The 16332-nt window shown below is 33.2% G+C and carries 16 protein-coding genes; 11 read left to right on the top strand and 5 right to left on the bottom strand.

What is annotated here, in order from left to right:
• The first annotated feature begins 47 nt into the window (after positions 1-47).
• The 9 genes from nikA (at position 48) to IEU88_RS02110 (ending at position 9420) form a co-directional block, all read left to right on the top strand.
• Positions 48-1532, top strand: a complete 1485-nt coding sequence (gene nikA / locus IEU88_RS02150; RefSeq protein WP_371871903.1) for a nickel ABC transporter substrate-binding protein — start codon at positions 48-50, stop codon at positions 1530-1532.
• On the top strand, positions 1529-2506 hold the full coding sequence (gene nikB, locus IEU88_RS02145) for a nickel ABC transporter permease (protein ID WP_096808331.1): 978 nt from the start codon (positions 1529-1531) through the stop codon (positions 2504-2506). Before nikA ends, nikB begins: the two co-directional genes overlap by 4 nt.
• Positions 2506-3327, top strand: a complete 822-nt coding sequence (gene nikC, locus IEU88_RS02140; RefSeq protein WP_103372804.1) for a nickel transporter permease — start codon at positions 2506-2508, stop codon at positions 3325-3327. The genes nikB and nikC overlap by 1 nt, the downstream gene beginning before the upstream one ends.
• The gene (locus IEU88_RS02135; RefSeq protein WP_103372803.1) at positions 3320-4105 is read left to right on the top strand and encodes an ATP-binding cassette domain-containing protein; all 786 of its coding nucleotides are present in this window, start codon (positions 3320-3322) and stop codon (positions 4103-4105) included. The genes nikC and IEU88_RS02135 overlap by 8 nt, the downstream gene beginning before the upstream one ends.
• Complete coding sequence (locus IEU88_RS02130) at positions 4098-4790, top strand: ABC transporter ATP-binding protein (RefSeq protein ID WP_096808334.1); 693 nt, start codon at positions 4098-4100, stop codon at positions 4788-4790. Before IEU88_RS02135 ends, IEU88_RS02130 begins: the two co-directional genes overlap by 8 nt.
• Positions 4791-5040: 250 nt before the next feature.
• A complete protein-coding gene (locus tag IEU88_RS02125) occupies positions 5041-5952 on the top strand; it encodes an ABC transporter substrate-binding protein (protein ID WP_103372802.1) in 912 nt (303 codons plus the stop codon).
• 462 nt (positions 5953-6414) lie between these two features.
• The gene (abc-f, locus tag IEU88_RS02120; RefSeq protein WP_103372801.1) at positions 6415-7881 is read left to right on the top strand and encodes a ribosomal protection-like ABC-F family protein; all 1467 of its coding nucleotides are present in this window, start codon (positions 6415-6417) and stop codon (positions 7879-7881) included.
• A 55-nt stretch (positions 7882-7936) separates the two neighbouring features.
• Positions 7937-8350, top strand: a complete 414-nt coding sequence (locus IEU88_RS02115) for a transcriptional regulator, SarA/Rot family (RefSeq protein WP_096808337.1) — start codon at positions 7937-7939, stop codon at positions 8348-8350.
• A gap of 254 nt (positions 8351-8604) precedes the next feature.
• Positions 8605-9420 (top strand): Cof-type HAD-IIB family hydrolase, encoded by an 816-nt coding sequence (locus tag IEU88_RS02110; protein WP_096808338.1) that lies wholly within the window; start codon positions 8605-8607, stop codon positions 9418-9420.
• Positions 9421-9537: 117 nt separating this feature from the next.
• Here the strand turns inward: IEU88_RS02110 and IEU88_RS02105 are convergent, their stop codons facing one another.
• Entirely contained in the window at positions 9538-9960 is a 423-nt protein-coding gene (locus tag IEU88_RS02105; RefSeq protein ID WP_096808339.1) for a universal stress protein, read from the bottom strand.
• Between the two features lie 103 nt (positions 9961-10063).
• Positions 10064-11128: a quinone-dependent dihydroorotate dehydrogenase gene (locus IEU88_RS02100; protein WP_103372800.1), complete on the bottom strand. Its 1065-nt coding sequence runs from the start codon at positions 11126-11128 to the stop codon at positions 10064-10066.
• Positions 11129-11359: 231 nt separating this feature from the next.
• On the opposite strand from IEU88_RS02100, the gene IEU88_RS02095 reads away from it, so the two are divergent.
• Complete coding sequence (locus IEU88_RS02095; protein ID WP_103372799.1) at positions 11360-12217, top strand: fructosamine kinase family protein; 858 nt, start codon at positions 11360-11362, stop codon at positions 12215-12217.
• A 203-nt stretch (positions 12218-12420) separates the two neighbouring features.
• Here IEU88_RS02095 and IEU88_RS02090 read toward each other — a convergent pair whose 3' ends face one another.
• Both IEU88_RS02090 and IEU88_RS02085 read right to left on the bottom strand, forming a co-directional pair.
• A complete protein-coding gene (locus IEU88_RS02090; RefSeq protein WP_096808342.1) occupies positions 12421-12654 on the bottom strand; it encodes a DUF896 domain-containing protein in 234 nt (77 codons plus the stop codon).
• Positions 12638-13609, bottom strand: coding sequence for an LLM class oxidoreductase (locus IEU88_RS02085; protein ID WP_103372798.1), 972 nt, complete (start codon positions 13607-13609; stop codon positions 12638-12640). The genes IEU88_RS02090 and IEU88_RS02085 overlap by 17 nt, the downstream gene beginning before the upstream one ends.
• Before the next feature lie 307 nt (positions 13610-13916).
• Between IEU88_RS02085 and IEU88_RS02080 the strand changes: the two genes are divergently transcribed.
• The gene (locus tag IEU88_RS02080) at positions 13917-14699 is read left to right on the top strand and encodes a trypsin-like serine peptidase (RefSeq protein ID WP_229718978.1); all 783 of its coding nucleotides are present in this window, start codon (positions 13917-13919) and stop codon (positions 14697-14699) included.
• A gap of 129 nt (positions 14700-14828) precedes the next feature.
• Here IEU88_RS02080 and IEU88_RS02075 read toward each other — a convergent pair whose 3' ends face one another.
• Positions 14829-16202, bottom strand: coding sequence for an MFS transporter (locus IEU88_RS02075; protein ID WP_170006854.1), 1374 nt, complete (start codon positions 16200-16202; stop codon positions 14829-14831).
• Positions 16203-16332: the final 130 nt, after the last annotated feature.

Raw genomic sequence — 16332 nt, 5'->3', positions numbered from 1 at the left:
ATTGATTAAAAGATATTAATTGAATATAAATTTTTTTGGAAAGAGGTATGCTTATGAAGAAACTCATCACAGTATTAGCTTCGACAGCAGTTATTTTAGCTGGTTGTAGCGGTTCTGGTAGCCAATCTAAAGGTAAGACTTTAGATGTGGAGTTGCCACTCAAGACCACATCAATCGCACCATATGAAACGGATGTCCCAGTGAAAATAGGCGCTGCAGAGTCTCTGTTTAAAGCTACAGCAGACGGAAAAGTGCAAAAATTGCTAGTTGAATCATACGAACAAACATCACCAACACAGTTAAATTTAACTTTAAAAGACGATATTAAATTCCAAAACGGTAAAAAAGTGACTGGAGAAGCCGTTAAAGCGAGTTTAGAAGAAAGTATTAAAAAAAGTGATTTAGTCAAAGGTTCATTGCCTATCAAAGATATTAAAGTAGATGGGCAGAAACTGCAGATAAACACGAAAGAAGCGTACCCTGAATTAATTTCAGAATTAGCTAGTCCTTTCTCAGCTATTTATGATACCAAAGCAAAAGGTGACGTTAATAAAACACCTGTAGGTACAGGGCCATATCAAATTAAAAATTATAAACAATCACAAAAGATACAGCTAGATCGTTATGAGGACTATTGGCAAGGTAAACCTAAATTAGACCATATCAACGTTACATACCAAGAAGACGGTAATGCACGTACAAGTAATTTAGATTCTGGAAAAGCAGATGTAATCACAGATTTACCAGTCGAAAAAGTGAAGTTACTCAAAGATAGTGATAAGACAAAAGTTTCTTCTGTCTCTGGATTTAGAACAGCGCTATTATTATATAATCATTCAAGCGATAAAATGACTAAACAAGTTCGGGAAGCATTAGATAAAGTCATTGATCGTGAAAGTATTACAAAAAATGTGTCGAAAGGCTACGCAGAGCCTGCCACAGGTCCATTTAATACTAAATTAGACTTTATTCAAAGCCAAAAAGTACAAAAACAAGACATTGCTCAAGCTAAGAAAATAATGGAAGATGCAGGCTATACGAAAGAACATCCATTGAAATTGACGGTGTCAACTTATAATGGTCGACCAGAACTACCGAAAATGGCACAAGTTATACAATCTGACGCTAAAAAAGCGAATATAGATATCCAATTGCGTAATGTAGACGACATTCAAGGATATCTTGACGACCAAAGCCAATGGGATGCGTCGCTTTATAGTTTTGGTACGATTCCAAGAGGCGACACAGGATATTTCTTTAACCAAGCATATAAACCTGAAGGTGCAATCAATGCAGGTGGTTATGATAATGAAAAAGTCACAGCATTAATTGATGAATTAAATAAAACGGTAGGTAAAGATGAACGTCATCAAATCACAAATCAAATCTTAGATATTACACATGAAGATTTAGCAAATAGCTATATTTCTTACAACGATAATATCGTCGGTATGAGTAAAGATGTAGAAAACTTAAAAGCAACACCAGAAGGTATTTATCTTATTGATTATAAGGTAGATAAAAAAGAATGATATTAAAAAATATACTTTCTAGAATTGGACAAATGATCATCGTATTATTTGTCCTTTCTACTATCACTTTTATTTTAATGAAACTTACGCCTGGCGATCCAGTTGATAAAGTTTTACATTTAGATGTAGCAAATGTTTCAAATGACCAAATAGAAGAAACTAAAGAACGATTAGGACTTAACCAATCTCCTATAGTTCAATACTTTCAATGGTTAGGACAAATCGTACAATTAAACTTTGGTACGAGTTATCAGACTGGCGAACCTGTAATTAAAGAATTAGTTTTCTACACGCCACCGACAGTATTTATAGCAGTACTAACTATTATTGTTGTGTTTGTAGTTGCGCTACCATTGGGTATTGTGGCTGCGAAATATTATCATACGTGGTTGGATACTTGGATCAGAATATTGACTTCATTTACGGTCAGTATTCCTTCCTTCTTTTTAGGAACCATATTTATTTATGTATTTGCTCAAAAATTAGATGTATTACCGTCATCTGGTTTAGATTCAATGGCTGGTTATATTTTGCCTGTCATAGCATTAAGTATAGGCATGAGTGCCTATTATGTAAGGTTGATGCGTTCCACTTTGATAGAACTTTATAATTCAAAAGAAGTGGAAGCGGCAAGGTTAAGAGGCATGTCGGAGCGCTACATTTTATGGAAAGATTTATTTAAACCTGCCATTATACCTGTCATTACTGTGTTAGGTATGTCTGTAGGAAGTTTGATTGGAGGCACTGTGGTTATTGAAAATTTATTTGGTATCCCTGGTGTAGGTCATTTTCTTGTAGACAGTATTAGAGCGAGAGATTATCCAGTAGTACAAGGTGCAGTTATTATGATTGGTTTCTTTGTTGTGCTGGCCAACACGATTAGTGATTTATTACTATTATGGCTTGATCCTAAACGTCGTTTTAATAGGACAAAGGATGCATTAAAACGTCACCAACAGGATGGTGAAATTTAATGAAAAGAATAAATAAACGAAATTTAATTTTATATATATTCTTGCTGTATCTCTTGGTATTAGTTGTAGCTCAGTTTTTTGTATCGATGAATAGCGCACTAGAGGTACATCTCGGAAATGCATTAGAGTTACCAAGTAGTACACATTGGTTAGGTACAGATGACTATGGACGGGATTTACTATCGAGAGTGATTGTGGGGGCTAGATATACGTTAGTGATCAGTTTAATCACTTTATTAATCACTGTAATTATTGGTGTCCCACTTGGACTTTTAGCAGGATATAAAAGAGGTATTGTTGATACTATTATTATGCGAATTATTGACATCGGATTGAGTATCCCAGAATTTGTCTTAATGATTGCCATGGCAAGTTTCTTTAAACCAAGTATTTGGAATTTAGTTATAGCAATCACGATTATAAAATGGATGACGTATACTCGCCTCACACGATCGATTGTGAGTAGTGAAGTTGAAAAACCTTATATACAAATGGCTAGGTTGTTTAACGTGCCAACCCACATCATTATCTTTAAACATTTTTTACCACAAGTGATGCCATCAATGATTGTGTTGATGACAGTAGATTTTGGTAAAATTATTCTTTATATTTCTTCTCTATCCTTTTTAGGTTTAGGCGCACAACCACCTTCTCCAGAATGGGGTGCAATGCTCAATGCAGGTAGAGATTATATTGATGCTTACCCGTTACTATTGATTGTGCCAGCATTTTTAATTACAATCACTATCTTATTGTTTAATTTAGCTGGTGACGCATTAAGAGATAAATTATTAAAAGGAAAGCGTGATATAGATGGCTAATATTAACGTTTTGGAAATCTTAAACCTAACTATAAAAGAACGAGAGGGCAAAACACTTATACACCATCTTGATTTAGCATTACGTAAGAGTAAGGTAAATGTATTGGTTGGTGAAAGTGGTTCTGGTAAGAGTTTGACTGCAAAGGCATTAGTACAACAAGTACCTGATACATTAACGACGCGATTTGATGCATTACATTATAAAGGTGAAATAATTACTAATATGCATCATTTATTAGGCAAAGAAATAGGATTTATATCCCAAGATTACACACATAGTTTTAATGACCATACCAAATTAGGAAAACAATTACTTGCGATTTATAAAATGCATTACAAAGTAGATAAAACGGTGGCTTATAAGTTTGTAACACAAGCGCTTAAATGGGTAGATTTAAATCCAGAACACGTGATGAAACGCTACCGTTTTAGTTTATCTGGCGGGCAACTAGCAAGGGTGCAAATAGCGAGTGTCTTAATGCTGAACCCAAGTGTTATTATTGCTGACGAACCTACGTCATCTTTAGATGCAATAACTGGTTATAATTTAATGCATTTAATCAAACACTTAGCCGACGTTCACCAAGTGACTTTATTGATTATCACGCATAATTTATCTCATGTTCTTGGTTTTAGTGATTGGATTAATGTCATTCAACACGGTGAATTAATAGATTTTAATCATGTTCAGGCTTTTAAAAATCGGCATGTGAAGCCGTATAGCCTGGAACTATTTGATGCACGGAGTCAATTAAGAAAGGATGGCGCCTATGATTGAGTTGAAACATATTCGCTTTGCTTATAAACAAGCCCCAATTTTAAAAGATATCAATTTAACCATAGCACCAAACGAAAAGGTGGGCGTTGTCGGCGAAAGCGGTTCTGGTAAAACCACTTTAGCACATGTCATGTTAGGTTTGTTAACTCATTACCAAGGCCACTTTTCAACGCAAGGCTTAAGTATGCTTCCGATATTTCAACATGCATATGATAGCTTTAACCCTAAATTTAAAATACGCACAGCATTAGAAGAACCTATACAATATTATAAAGGTACACACTCCCCGGCATCTATTCGTAAGAAACTTGAGCACTTAATGGCGTATATGCAATTAGAAAATGCATTACTAGAAAAATTTCCAGACGAATTAAGTGGAGGCCAACTGCAACGCTTTAACACGATACGGACCTTAATGTTAGAGCCGGATATGTTAATCTGTGATGAAATTACAGCAAGTTTAGACGTTATAGCGGAACAAAGAATGATTAAAGTATTAAAAGATTACTACGACCAAACAAATAAAGGTATACTTATGATTTCTCATGATATTGCATTTTTAAATCAATTTGTTGAGCGTATGATTGTTATGAAAGATGGCGAAATCGTCGATGATTTTCCTATAGGTGATTTGTTTGATGACCAACGTGATAAGTATACAAAAGAGTTACTCTCTATTTATTAAAGCGTATGCTGTTTTATGATTAACAAGTAAAAGCCATTCAATTGAGATAAGCACATCGGACATAATGAATTGTCTTAGCCTCAAAAACCTATGGATAGAAACTAGAGAAAGTTGGAAATGTAACGTACATAGTAACCGACTATGATCTCAAAACAATTATCGCTTGGATATGAGAACGAAACATGATTCAAGGCTTAGACATCTGTCTCTGACTCAATTATAAATATATCGAAAAGGGGAGTATTTAAGAATGAAAAAAATATTATTACCATTGCTCGCGCTTATTTTGGTGTTGTCAGCATGTAGTAATCAGTCTGATAACAAGTCATCTAAGAATGAGGGCGAAACAAAAACGTACGTTCAAGATTCAGGGGATAAAGTAAAAATTCCAAAAAACCCTAAACGTATTGTTGTACTTGGCGCAACATACGCGGGTGGTTTAGAACAACTCGATGCAAATATTGTTGGTGTTGCAGATATTGTAGATGATAGTAAAGTATTAAAAGATAAATTTAAAGATGTAGAAAAAGTAGATGCTGAAAATGTAGAAAGCGTCGCAAAGTTAAAACCAGATTTAATTATTACGTACAATACGGATAAAAACCTGAAAAAATTAAATAAAGTAGCACCAACCATCGCCTTTGATTATATGAAACATGATTATAAAGAACAACATCAGGCATTAGGAAAAATAGTAGGTAAAGAAGATAAAGCGAATGCATGGATTGATAAGTGGAACAAAAAGACAGAAAATGATGGTAAAGCTATTAAAGATGCAATAGGGGAAGATACGACTGTATCAATCATTAAAGATTTTGATAAAAAAGTGTATGCGCTTGGTAAAACATATGGTCACGGTAGTGAAGTATTATATGATGCATTCGGTTTAACCATGCCAAAAACCGTAGAACAAGCGACTAAGAAAAATGATTTAGCTGATATATCTGAAGAAGAACTTCCAGACATGGCAGGAGATTACGTTGTAACGCCAGTCGCCAAAGGAAGTAAATTATCATTTGAAAACAAAGATATATGGAAAAATACCGAAGCTGTCAAAAATGGACATACAATTAAAGTAGATGAAGGTATTTATTGGTTAAATGATCCATATTCTTTAGAATACGAGCGTAAAGATTTGAAAGAACAATTATTGAAACAATAGTTAATTAAAAATTATAAAACCATTTTAGTAGTGATTATCAACTCAAACATTTGTAGACGCACGATTGTTTTTAGGTTAGGTGATACACACGCTGGAATGGTTTTTTAATGATATTTAAAGTGAAATGAAAACAAAATGTGTACATTGATTGAGAAATATAATGTAAAATGTTATATTACATTATATAAATTGATGGAAAAAGGAGGATTAAAATGACAGCTTCTATGAGACTAAGAATTGCCTTTTTGAATAACGCATAATTTAAATCATTCAAAAAGGTCTTGTTCGCAAGGATATCTCATAGGGAGAAGTATGTCATTTTTTCCTAAAATTAAATATAAGTTATAAATTTCAGTATCTTTTTAAAAGAACATTTATGATTTATATAGCGGATGAGACGGGAGAAACCTGTCTCTTTTTTGCGTACACGCCCTTTAATTTTAAGGAGTGTATTAACTAAACATGGAACAATATACAATCAAATTACATCAGATTAACCAATCACTGACTGATACTCGTTTTTTAAAAATAGAAAATTTATATGCTTATCAATTTGAAAAAATTGGAGTGATTGGCAATAATGGTACTGGGAAGACAACATTACTCAACATGATCACACAACCTAGCCTAGTAGAAAAGGGTAGCGTTGATGTTAAGGAAGAGATACAATATTTCAAACAAATAGATACGCCAGAAAATATTGAGATAAATACGTTAGATGGCAGTATTTTAAGTGAACTTCAGCTACCTATGGCAGAAATTGGTAAAATGAGCGGCGGCGAAAAGGCGAAGTACAAACTCGCAACTGTTATTTCAAATTATAGCCCAATACTACTGTTAGATGAACCGACCAATCATTTGGATTATGCGAGTGTTGATTATCTGATTCAGACACTAAAATTTTATTATGGCACTTTAATTATAGTGAGTCATGATAGAGACGTACTTGATGAAGTTGTAGACACGATATGGGACATACAAAATGATGGTACAATACGCGTATTTAAAGGGAACTATTCGCAGTATGAGCGTCAGTTGGGACTAGAAAATATGGAGAAACAAAGGCAATATGACAATTATATAAATGAAAAGAAACGATTAGCGCACGCAAGCGATAATAAACGTAAAAAAGCGCAACAAATCCAAACGGCTTCTGCAAAACATAAAAGTAAAAGTATGTCGCCCGACCGTTTAAGCGGCTCTAAACAAAAAGATACAGTTGAAAAAGCAACACAGAAGCAAGCTAAACATATTGAAAAACGCATGGCGCAATTAGAAAAAATCGAAAAACCACAAGCTGAAAATCAGTTTCAATTTCCACATAGTAAAATCTATGATGTGCATAATCATTACCCGATCGTTGCACAAGACTTGAATATTATCAAAGAAGGTAACGACATATTATCACATGCTCGTTTTCAGATACCTTATGCGAAAAATATAGCGATTATTGGGGAAAATGGTAGTGGTAAAACATCTTTATTTGAAACGATTTACCAGCGCGACCCAAGTATTGATTGTTCACCTAAAATTGAGATGGCATATTATCAACAGCTTTCTTACCAAGATATGTATGATGTACCATTATTACAATATTTAATTGAAAAAACGGGCGCAACCTCATCGTTTGCACGTGCTATTTTAAATAATCTAGGACTAAATGAAGCGTTAGATCGTTCTTGTGTAGATTTAAGTGGTGGTGAAAGAACTAAGTTATCTTTAGCTATATTATTTTCTACCAAAGCCAATATGCTTATTTTAGATGAACCGACTAATTTTTTAGATATAAAAACAATCACAGCATTAGAGCAGTTTATGAATAAGTATCCGGGAATTATATTATTTACATCACATGATTCGAATTTTATAAAAAATGTTGCTGATAGAAAATGGCAAATTAAAAACAAAGCTGTTTTTGATATAACATAATTGAAATGTATGATTTAATAATGGTAAGTTTCGATTGAATTAGGGGAGATGTACGATGAACAAAGAACAAAAGATAGACAACTGGATTAAAATGACCAAATATATACACTATATTGAAATGATGATTGAAAGAAAATTAAAAGAGCAATACCATTTAAGTCTTAAAGAATTTTACGTTTTATATGAAATTTATAAATCAGAAAATAAAAAGTATAAAATAAATGACTTAATTAAAGTGGTAGATTTAAGCCAAAGCGCTATGTCTAGACTGATTGTCAGAATGGAAAAAACAGAAATTGCGTTTGTTTATAGACAAGAATGTATAGAAGATCAAAGAGCCATGTATATTTATTTAACAGATGCAGGTGAGATAGAAACTAAAAAAGCACTTAACACTTACGAACAACTTTTAAAACAAGTGAATTTAGAAAGCATTAGAACGTTAACAAAAATGGAAGCGCACGATTAATAGGCATCATGAATGAATCATAGCATGTCACATATCGACGCACATCATTCATACTAAAATGAATGTTATGTGGTGTAACTGCTAAGGGAAAGCAAGTGATTGTGTATTAAATAATAATGGAAAGATTAGAAAAAGTGTGAATCATAGATGCATGCTGCTATGGTGCTTTGTTTATTTAATGTTGTTGTGGTGTGTCTGGGAATGTGAGAAAATCAAAGTCATAAGGATTTGTACAAGAATGGAAGGTGTAGCATGTGATAAAAGCAATAGCAGTCGATAAAGATGGCACGTTTTTTAAATCTGATAATACATTTGATGAACGCTATTTTAATCAACTTTTTGAAATAATGATAGAAAAACATATTAAATTTATAGTTGCGAGTGGTAATCAATACGCACAATTACGTTCATTTTTTCCTGAAAAAGACAATCAGATAACCTATGTAGCTGAAAATGGCGCAGTGACTTATCAAAATGAGGCGTTAGTGACAGCGCATTATTTTGATAAACACCTTGTGGCTGACGTCTTAGATTTAATTATAAACCATTACCATATTCAAGACGTAGTATTAAGTGGCCTAAACACGGCGTATGTGTTGGATTATGTTAGCGATGATTTCTTGTCATTTTTATATAAATATTATTATCATATAAAAAAGGTTTCAGATTTTAAAAGTATTAATCAAGATGAATTTGTTAAAATGGCACTTAGAATTAAAGATCAAACACTTTTAGAAAATGTAATGCAAGGCTTGAAAAACAAATATGGCGAGAAACTAAGAGCTGTGACAAGTGGCAATGATAGTTTGGATATCATACTTCCTAAAGTGAATAAAGGCGTCGCGATTGAAGCACTTTTGGACAGCTGGGGAATACAAACGAATGAATTGCTAGCTTTTGGAGATGCTAATAATGATATTGAAATGTTAGCCTTAACACCTTACAGTTATGCGATGGCAAACTGCAGCCCAGAAGTTGCTGCAACTGCAAATTACCGCGCACCCTCTAATGACGAGTCAGGGGTGTTACAAGTTATTGAAACTTATTTAACACAAATGCCCCAAGGATAGCTAAGTCAGGCGTCGTTTGATTTCTTTCACTATATAAAAAAAACTCATTGGTCTTTAAGTAACGTCATATGAGACGTTATTTATATGAACAATGAGTTTTTAATTTATTATAGGTTATTATTTTACGATAAGGACAGGAATATTTGCGCTATTAGCAATCTTGTGTGTTACGTTTCCTAACACATTTTTAATATCTGACTTCGCGCGTTTATTACTCATAACAATAATATCATAATGATGCATTTCGATTTCTTTCAGTATGGCTTGTTTAATATAACCGCTACTGAATTTTACTTGCGTTTTTAACCCCAGTTCTTCTAATTTTTCAACAAAGGGTGTTAACGTTTTTCCTTTTTCATCTGCTAATTCTTTAAAATGTACGCCATCATAACGCACAGAAGTTTGTAAATCTCCTTCAGGAATAACATTGAAAATAGTGATTTTGGCGTCATCAACACCAGTAGTTAAATTTTGTAATTCATTTGGGACGTTATTAAATGAATTATCAAAATCATAAGCTAGTAATATATTTTTATACATTGTAGCGCCTCCTTCAATATTTGTTTACCCTATAATATAAAAACTATCACAATATCACTACTAATATTTTAAATAAGTCATTTGATTGCAAAATAAAAATACATTATACGTCTAGTCCAATAATATCATTAATATGACGGTAGCCATGCGCTTGTAAATATTGAGCAAGCTGTTTATTAATTTTTTTTGGTAAGCCCGGCCCTTCAAATACTAAGGCACTGTAAATTTGTACAAGCGAAGCACCGTGGCGTAACATTTTAATCGTATCATCTACATTAAATATACCGCCTGTACCAATAATTAAAAATTTGCCTTGTGTTTTTTGGTAGGTATGAGCAATCAATTGCAAATTGCGTTCAAATAGAGGACGGCCACTTAAACCGCCAGTTTCTTTTTGATTAGCAGATTGCAAATGCTCACGTTTTTGAGTCGTATTAGCTAACATAATGCCGTCGAAAGTTTGTGTGATGGATTCAAGCATGCGTGTTAAAGTTCCTACACTAAGGTCAGATGTTAACTTGATAAAAATAGGAACGTCAATTTCATATTGAATTTTATAAGTTTGAATAGCTGAACATAATTGAGAAAATTCATCTTCATCATGAAAGCTTTGCAAGTTTTCTGTATTTGGAGAACTGATATTAACAGTGAAAAAAGCAACATCATGTTTGAATGTATCGATGACTTTTATGTAATCTTCATAACGTTGTTCATACGGCGTTGCTTTATTGACACCTACATTAAGACCGATAGGCGTTTCATAATTAAATTTTCGTAAATTACTTAGTGCTTTATGCATTCCCAAATTATTGAACCCCATACGGTTGATTAGCGCATCGTCTTCTACTAAACGATACATACGTGGCTTAGTGTTGCCAGGTTGTGGTTTAGGCGTAATGCCGCCTAATTCGAGCGCGCCAAAACCTAATTTTTCTAACGCTTTTGGCACTTCGCAAGATTTATCAAATCCAGCAGCTAAACCAACAGGGTTCTCAAAATGGATGCCTTTAATATTTTGAGATAATATATCATGCTTATAATAAAATAATTTCTCTAGTATCGGTAAAAATTGAGAGTGTTTTTGTGAAGTTTTAAGCGCATTAACAGTCATACCATGTGCTTTTTCAGGATCGAATTGAAATAAAAGTGGTTTAATTAATTTATACATGTAATAATCGCTCCATTTATCGAAATTAGTAATAGATAAAAATGATGTAATAGTTATCGTTTATTATGAAAATAATTGTCTTTAATAGACTAGCATTTTAGTAATCATATGCCTAGTATAAATAAAAATAATTAATATAAGTTTCACATCAATCGAAAAGCGTTAGATTTGATTAAATATAGCGAAAAACGGTAATAGTAGAGTGATGCTTAAAATACGGAGGGATATTTTATGAAAGAGCAATGGCAGTCACAACTCCCATTAGAACATATAGAAAAAATTACACCAGTGAGTGGTGGAGACGTCAATGAAGCCTTTAGAGTAGAAACAACTCAAGAGCCTTATTTTTTATTAGTACAGCGTGGTAGAAGTAAAACCTTTTTTGATGCAGAAGTAGCAGGACTCGATTTATTCGAACAAGCTGGAATCACAGCGCCTAGAGTTGTCGATAACGGAGAAGTAAACGGTGACGCTTATCTTTTACTAACCTTTTTAAATGAAGGTACGCAAGGCAGCCAAACTGAATTAGGAAAGCTTGTAGCTAAAATGCATAGTTATCAACAGCCAGAAGGTAAATTTGGCTTTGGACTGCCTTATGAAGGCGGAGATATTTCGTTTGATAATAGTTGGTCAGATCATTGGAAGACTATATTTGTAGAGCAGCGTTTAGATCACTTAAAAGAAGCTTTGGTAAATAAAGGTTTATGGGCAGATGAGGACGTGGATAAATATTACAAGGTAAGAGCAGTCATTGTAAACGCATTAGATAAGCATAAAAGCAAACCATCTTTATTACATGGTGATTTATGGGGTGGGAACTACATGTTTTTAGAAAATGGAGACCCTGCTTTATTTGACCCTGCGCCCTTATACGGTGATAGAGAATTTGATTTAGGTATTACTACAGTATTTGGTGGATTTACTCAAGATTTTTATCATGCATATGATAAACATTACCCGTTAAGTAATGGAGTCAATGAACGCCTTGAATTTTATCGCTTATATTTGTTGATGGTTCATTTACTAAAATTTGGTGGTATGTATGCTGATAGCGTAGCACGTTCGATGGATAAAATAATAAATCATTAAATTACTATAGGATACCAATGACTGTATTTAAAATAAAAGCGGCCGAGACATTATTGATGTCTCGGTCACAAATATAATATAAGCAATACATGAGCTTATAGTCATGTAATTCTCTCAAACTAAACGTTTTTCTCAGTCTGCTTTGCCAGATCGGGCAAGACAATCATTTTAAAAAATGCGCTATTTGTCTTGTTTTCTAACCTTTAGTCTAAGTTTAAAGTACCCATTTCTTCACGTAATTTATAAACTTTATCTGGTGTAACATCTTCACCTAGGGGATCAACCACTTTTAAGGCAGAAAATGTATTCACTACTTGGCCACGAATCATTTGTAAATATTCTTGTCTTAAAGTGTGTTGCTCTTGTTTTTCTTCAACTGTTAAAGGTTGTAACTTTTCTTTATTTGCTAAATGATTAATTCTATCTAATAATTTCATTCACTAATTCCTCCTGAGTATGATGAGGTGGAAAGTGTGGCATAATTTCATTACCCACCTCAGCTAATATATCTTTATACGTTCTTTCATTTGTTATGAATTGTATCATTATATGATTTGTCCCAATACGTTCATACGCTTTTAATATTTTTAATAAAGTGTTTCTACCTAATCTATATCCGCCTTTAACAGGCTTTACAAGTTCATCTGGATTTATTGATAAATCAATGACTAATGGATGCATAAAAGGTTTGAATATACCATTGTTATGCCATTTTTGTAGTAAATCTTTTTGCTGTTGGAATGGCTGTGGGTAAAATAACCATCCGTCCATATGCTGTTTAAGCCAATGAATGTCTTGTTTAGCGTAACCAGTCGCAAACATAGGAATATGTTTATGCTTTGGTAATATTTGTAACCCTGAGTCCTCATACAAATCAAATAAATCATTTGAAATTTGAGGCGAGTGTGTTTGCCATAGTTCATTTAATGATGAAACTGCTGATTGGAAATGTTGACTTAAGTTATTTGAATCTATTTTAAATGCTGGAAATTCAAATTGACGGTCGCCTGTTGCTAAACCTAATAACAATCGCTCGTTTGAGATCAAATCAAGAGAAGTAGCTGCTTTAGCTATATGAATTGGATGACGTAATGTAGCAACAATGCTAGATGTTCCGAGAGCAATTTTTGATGTGTTGGCAGCGATGAAAGTTAAAAATACAAACGGATCGTAGTTTGTCGTTACATTACCTAAGTGTGGGCTATATAAAGGATTATCCCTAACAAAAAGGCTCGTGAATCCAAGTGCTTCAGCATATTGTGTTAACTCGACTTGTTTATCAAACGACAATGCGATATTTTCAGAGTCATCAAAAGGTAACATTAAACCTAAGGTTAAATAGTTCTTTCGAAAAGTCCGTTTGAAACCATTGTGTGTTTGGATTGTTGTCACGTCTATCCCTCCTATCTGATCAAATTAAACAACGAAAGTTAACTAAGTAACATGTGTTGTTTAGATTGATTATATGCTCATTTCAAATATAATGCAAACAACATGTTTATAGATTGATTGCTTAAGCAACATTATGATGATGTTGTTGTTTAATTCTTGTTTCGTAAATATAATAATTTGATATAAATTCATTTTGAAAATATTATAATAACTATAAAATTGATATGAAGAATTAATAATAATTGATTAAGTTTGAAAAGTTCTGTAAATTGAAAGCGTAATCACTTTTATAGGAGGTAGGTTCATTTTGATTAAAAAATTTATAGTCAGTACAGTCGTAGGAAGCTTGCTCATTTTTTTAAGTGCTGTGAATTCATCTATACATGCACAAACACAAGATAAAACTTTGAATCATACATCATCAGAGACACAGCAAACAAACGATAATAAGCCTGCAGGTAATATGTCGCCTAGAGTCGTCTTACCGGGTGAAGATCGACATCAAATTGAAAATACTCAAACAGGACATTATCAATCGATTGGCTATATAGAGGCGGGTGAAAGTATAGCTACAGGTGTTGTTATTGGTGAAAACACAATATTAACGAATAAACACGTTGCGGATCTTTCTAATGGAAATCTATCTTTTGCGCCAGCTGCTGAAAATGATAGTCAGTTCCCGTATGGTACATTTTCTGAAAAAGATACACAAGCATATCCTGGAGATGCTGATTTAGTGCTTGTTCATTTAAATAAAAATGATGACGGCCAATCTGTAGGAGAAGTGGTTGAACCTGCGACGATTCAGGATGCTTCAACTGTTTCTAAAGATAATCCAATAACAGTGACTGGTTACCCTGGAGATAAACCTTTAGCAACCATGTGGGAAAGTTCTGGCGAAATAATCAATGGTAATAGTGAGACATTAACATATAATGCAAGTACATATGGTGGAAATTCAGGATCACCTGTATTTAACAGTAATAATGAATTAATCGGTTTACATTATGGTGGCGTTGAAGGTGAAAGTAATAGCGCCGTACCGTTAACTGGTGATATATTACAATTTATCAACAATAATAATAGTTAATTCATAGACTTAGAAAATATAAAAAAATATGAAATTATAAAAACACCTCGTTTAATAAAATTACGCTCATGTAGCGTATTAAACGAGGTGTCTGTTATATGAATGGTTAAAACTGAACATTGTACTAATTTAAAATAATTCTTTTTCTTTGGCTTCTGGAATAATAAAACGTGTGGAAATAAATGATAAAAACATAAATAATGCGCACACTAAAAATGCAATGAAACTACCAGTTGTACGAGACACATGTTCATCAATAACGAGATAAACCGTTGTGAAAATTGTAATACCAAATGCAGCACCAATAGTTGCAACCATTTTGTAAATACCTGAAGCGATACCTAATTTTTCTTTAGGTGTATGTACTACTGCTGTATTAAGACCAGGTGTCGCAAAAAAGCCCAGACCCATACCAAAACATAAAAAACCGATTAGACTACCTATAATATATATAGGTGTAGGTAAAAAAGATAATGATAAGAGTAAGATACCTAAAGTGACTATGAGTGAACCTAACTTCATTGGTTTCTTAGCTTCATGCGTTTCCATCATACGCTCACCAATTCTTATCGTTATTAATACACCAAACATATAAGGTAAGGTAATTAATCCTGAAACGAATCCAGTAAGATGGAAATGTTGCTGTGTAAAAATATTATAAAGTGCAAGGGCACCTATAGATGTATTAAGTAAGAAATTAGATGTCACTGTACCGATAAAGTAGCGACTTGAAAAAAGAGAAAAATCAATAAGTGGTTCTCTTTTTCGTTTTTCGTAAAAATAAAAAAGGGTTAATGTGATAACAAACACAAGCACTAATATAATGATAGTTGGATTATACCATCCGATATCGCCGCCTTGAGTAATCACAATATTGATGCTCAACGTGCTTATAACGAATAAAACAAGACCCCAGAAATCAAATTTTGAAGTATGACTTTGCGTAGCCTTTGCTTCAGGAACATCTTTAATCATTAAAAGCACAATGAGTGTCACGATAATGGACGCAATAAAAATCCATTGCCAACCAATATAAGTCGCAATAAGCCCTGCAAATACAGATGATAAACCAGTCCCACCGTATGAACCTATTGACCACATACTTAACGCTTTATGTCGTTCCTTATCATGGTAATATGTATTAATTAATGAAATCGTTGCTGGCATTAAGCATGCTGCTGAAAAACCTTGTATTGCCCTACCAAGTAATAGTAAAAATGTAAAATCAGAAATAATCACTAAGATAGAGCCTATGATACTTAAAGTCAGCCCAATACGCATGATTTTAACACGGCCAAATTTGTCTGCGAATCCGCCTGCTGCCACCATAAATACCCCTGTAAATAAAGATGTTAAACTAACTGCAATATTAAGTAACGCATCACTCGTTGTATAGGTTTGTTGTACGAGAGGCCCGATATTTAAAAAAGATTGAGCGAATAGCCAATAAGTTAAAATAGATAAAACTAGTGCCAAAATTAATTTATTACCGCCTACAGTCATTTTAGAATTCAAATTGCTCCCTGCCTTCGTATAGAATTATTAAAAAATATAGTTATTTTAAATTTAAAATAACTATATCAGTAAAATAAAACGCTTTCAATACAATGAAAATTATATAAAACAGAGATTT

The organism is Staphylococcus nepalensis, from assembly GCF_014635045.1.
GTDB classification, from domain to species: Bacteria; Bacillota; Bacilli; order Staphylococcales; family Staphylococcaceae; genus Staphylococcus; species Staphylococcus nepalensis.
This window is presented reverse-complemented; position numbering and strand designations above follow the sequence as displayed.

Bases quoted from the DNA above. Each gene is read 5' to 3' on its own strand.
- nikA (WP_371871903.1), top strand. From the start codon at position 48: ATGCTTATGAAGAAACTCATCACAGTATTAGCTTCGACAGCAGTTATT.
- IEU88_RS02075 (WP_170006854.1), bottom strand. From the start codon at position 16,202: ATGACTGTAGGCGGTAATAAATTAATTTTGGCACTAGTTTTATCTATT.
- IEU88_RS02090 (WP_096808342.1), bottom strand. From the start codon at position 12,654: ATGAAATTATTAGATAGAATTAATCATTTAGCAAATAAAGAAAAGTTA.
- nikC (WP_103372804.1), top strand. From the start codon at position 2,506: ATGAAAAGAATAAATAAACGAAATTTAATTTTATATATATTCTTGCTG.
- IEU88_RS02125 (WP_103372802.1), top strand. From the start codon at position 5,041: ATGAAAAAAATATTATTACCATTGCTCGCGCTTATTTTGGTGTTGTCA.
- IEU88_RS02130 (WP_096808334.1), top strand. From the start codon at position 4,098: ATGATTGAGTTGAAACATATTCGCTTTGCTTATAAACAAGCCCCAATT.
- IEU88_RS02135 (WP_103372803.1), top strand. From the start codon at position 3,320: ATGGCTAATATTAACGTTTTGGAAATCTTAAACCTAACTATAAAAGAA.
- nikB (WP_096808331.1), top strand. From the start codon at position 1,529: ATGATATTAAAAAATATACTTTCTAGAATTGGACAAATGATCATCGTA.
- abc-f (WP_103372801.1), top strand. From the start codon at position 6,415: ATGGAACAATATACAATCAAATTACATCAGATTAACCAATCACTGACT.
- IEU88_RS02105 (WP_096808339.1), bottom strand. From the start codon at position 9,960: ATGTATAAAAATATATTACTAGCTTATGATTTTGATAATTCATTTAAT.
- IEU88_RS02095 (WP_103372799.1), top strand. From the start codon at position 11,360: ATGAAAGAGCAATGGCAGTCACAACTCCCATTAGAACATATAGAAAAA.
- IEU88_RS02100 (WP_103372800.1), bottom strand. From the start codon at position 11,128: ATGTATAAATTAATTAAACCACTTTTATTTCAATTCGATCCTGAAAAA.
- IEU88_RS02115 (WP_096808337.1), top strand. From the start codon at position 7,937: ATGAACAAAGAACAAAAGATAGACAACTGGATTAAAATGACCAAATAT.